The 3,665-nt window shown below is 40.9% G+C and carries 1 protein-coding gene and 1 pseudogene; both read left to right on the plus strand.

What is annotated here, in order from left to right:
- A partial coding sequence (locus WBN20_RS12930; protein ID WP_424281991.1) for an Ig-like domain-containing protein occupies window positions 1-2,171 on the plus strand: 2,171 nt, incomplete at its 5' end.
- Between the two features lie 522 nt (window positions 2,172-2,693).
- Window positions 2,694-3,665: pseudogene (locus WBN20_RS12935) on the plus strand (hypothetical protein); the annotation flags it as partial.

Raw genomic sequence — 3,665 nt, forward strand, 5'->3', positions numbered from 1 at the left:
ATTTGGGGTTCTTTTCCAGATTCAACCATCTTTATATTGATATTACCGAAGACAGGGATGATTTTGGACTAATCAATACCGAAGAGCGCTTCGGGGTGGGTGCAACTTCAAAAATTCTGGATTGTGCTGGCAATGTAATTTCGGGTACCCGCGAGGTTAACGGTGGCTTCGGGCATGGAACACAAGCTCCGGGCAGGATACATTTTGGTTTACCGGGAGGACCACTTACACCAATAGTTGTAGAAGTTTCCTTTCCCAGAACAAGCGGGGGAAGAATTGTAGTACGACAACAATTGAGACCTATAGATTATTTCAATGGGAGTATTATCTTACTGGATATTTTTCCTGACTCTGCCAATCAACCGCCAACTGCCACAGATGAATATTTTACTGCAGTAGAGAATAGTAATATCACTTTCGATCCACTTGTGGATAACGGAAATGGGGCAGATTCAGATCCGGAAGGGGAACCTTTAGAAGTGATTTCGGTATCTGCTCCTTCTAATGGTACCGCTGTATTAAATGGTGATGGTACCGTAACTTATACACCAACCCCTGGTTTTAATGGAAATGATCAGTTTACGTATACTATTAGGGATAACGCCAGTTGTACCTTTACCTCCGAAGAAGATACAGCCACGGTATATGTTACTGTTTATCCGGACTCCGATAATGATACGGTGCCGGATAATACAGATCTTGATGATGACAATGACGGTATTCCAGATGCAGATGAGCTTGGCATTTTACTCAATAATAACCAACCGGCATGTGGGGGGGAAACTTCCATGGATTTCAGTGCCGCGGCCTCTCTTGAATCCGGCACGGCATTACAACAAGGGGCAGTCTATAGAATAGCTAATGTTACTACAGGAACGGACGCTCTGGTTACTATTGAATTCGTATACAATGCCACTGTAGCCAATATTGACAATAATGGATCTGAAGCGGCTAATTTTAAACCACAAACGGCATTTAACCTGCCCAATATAGGAGATCAGGCCTATGTAGAATACAAAATCGAATTCGTGAATTCAGGTGGGTCAACCCCTGTAGTTATTCCTGAATTCTTTATGAATTTCAATGATATTGACGGGGGGGCCAATTACGGTGAACAAAATTGGGTTGATAATCCCTCAAGTTACACCGTAGACAATCCTACAGAATTGACAATTACAAATGATGGTTCCTGGGTAATTGCAACGGCTGGATTTGTTGATCACCCGGGTTCAAGCAACGTAGATCCCGAAGTTAATCTTAGTGTTAGTTATAATTCCAAATCTGAAATGTCATTACGAGTAGGTGCCGTGGCCAGGGTTTCCGGGGCATCAGCAGGAGGAAGACAACACAGTATTGAATTTAATTGTGTCACCAATTTTGTAAGCCCGGAAACCTATGGAATGGATAATGATTCCGATGGAATTGCCAACCACATAGACCTGGACAGTGACAATGACGGTATTTATGATGCTGTAGAAGCTGGTCATGGTCAAATTCACACTAGTGGAGTAATTAACGGGCCTTTTGGTGCAAATGGATTAGCAAATAGTGTGGAAACAGCTGCTGAAAGTGGGATAATAAATTATACCATAGCAAATTCTGACGGCACAGATCCACCGGATTATCTCGATACAGATAGCGATGATGACGGCTGTAGTGATGCCAATGAGGCATATAATAACCCGAATGCCGACGGAGGAGATAATGAATACCACGGTACTGGAAATCCACCTGCAACAGATGGTTTGGGACGTGTAACAGGGGCTACTTATCCCATTCCTGTCGACATTAATAGCAATAGTACGCCAGATTACATGGAAGCAGATGCAGCTCCTGTAATAACAACACAGCCAGTAGATACAATTGTTTGTCCAGGCTGTGATACCACTATTTTTGTGGTTGCCTCTGACGCAGATACGTATCAATGGCAAATTTATAATGGAGCTTCCTGGGTAGATTTGTCAGATATCGGTATCCATAATGGAACTTCCACAAATACCCTGGTAATTAACAATGCATCAGCCTCAGATGATGGTAATCAATATCGGGTTATACTATCCAATACCATGTACATTTGTAGCACAATTACTTCTAATTCTGTGACGCTTAGCATACGTGTAAATACAGTGATAACCAATAGAAAAATCACATACAGGGTTAACAAAAATTAAGTTGAGTTTTTCTCCAAAAAAAAGCCTCAATAAGGATTTTTCTTACACTGCTCCCTTCGGCAAGTGTTGCTATAAGGCGGATGATCGACCAACGAATATTGCAAGAAAAAAGTAAAATTTTCGATGAACACCTCAACTAATTAACCCTAGACTCCGAATAATGCCACTTACACAACAATTATTTTCTCAGCGCAGTCATAGGGTTAATTTTGTATTGTGTAATTAAACCGTTTGAGTATTAAACAATTGATTGATGGTTTAATCAACCCCCAGATTATGAATAACTTGACCAACTTAATGAAGTTTAATCAGGCTTGGGTTCTCTTCGGACCTTGGAGAAATTTCCTCCGGCCTAAACAAATTTCTTTTCTGTTCGGAAAAAGATATTCTCATTATCAATTTAAAGTTGGTTAATCTCTTATAAAAATGTGATCCAGGTCATATTATGGGAGACAGCCAAACAAGGTTTATTACACAGACAAAACTATAAAGTTGAAAAAAATATTAGGTAAAAATATAGTCATGAAATTAAGACTTTTATTATTAGTATTTCTGGTATCCGGATTTGCTTTTGCCCAAACCACAGTTACGCTGCAGGATCAGTGTAATTGTGAGGTATTAAGCGGGACTGCGGTCACTGTGCCGGGGGCAATCAATCCATCAGGGGCTGATACAGGAGATATTTACGTAAACACGAATACTGGGACCATTTATTTTTGGGATGGTGATAGCTGGGAGTTAACATCAACGGATGACCAGCAACTTCAGAATTTTAATTTTAATGGGGCGACAAATATTCTGACTTTAGATATTGAAGACGGTAATACAGTTTCTGTAGATTTATCTGCACTTAGTAATAGCGGTACAGATGATCAGGCCCTTACCCTTGCTGGTAATATCCTTACATTAGAAGATGGTGGTACCGTAAATCTTGCACCTTATTTAGATAATACCGATGATCAGACCATAACAGCATTTAGTATAGATGCGGCGAATATTCTTACGATAACCTTAGAGAGTGGTAATACAACAACCGTTGACCTGTCTGGCCTGGTTGGTACCGACGATCAAACGGCCACGGAAGTAAATTATGATAATACCACATCACTATTAGCCGCTACCAATGTGCAGGATGCGATTGATGAGATCAATGCAGCTGCCGGAACGGTGGCTTTGGTAGATAATGGTAATGGTACTTATGACTTTACAGATGCTGCAGGGAATACCACAACGATAACGGATACCTCCATTTCTACTTTGGTAGATAATGCAAATGGTACTTATACCTATACAGATGAGACTGGTGCAACCCAGATCATTGATACCAATGCAAGTGCAAACCCATATGATAATACCACATCGCTATTAGCTGCTACCAATGTGCAGGATGCGATTGATGAGATCAACGCAGCTGCCGGAACGGTTGCTTTAGTGGATAATGGTAATGGTACTTATGACTTTACGGATGCTGCAGGGAATACCACAACGATAACG

Source organism: Eudoraea sp. (assembly GCF_049665975.1).
GTDB lineage: Bacteria > Bacteroidota > Bacteroidia > Flavobacteriales > Flavobacteriaceae > Eudoraea.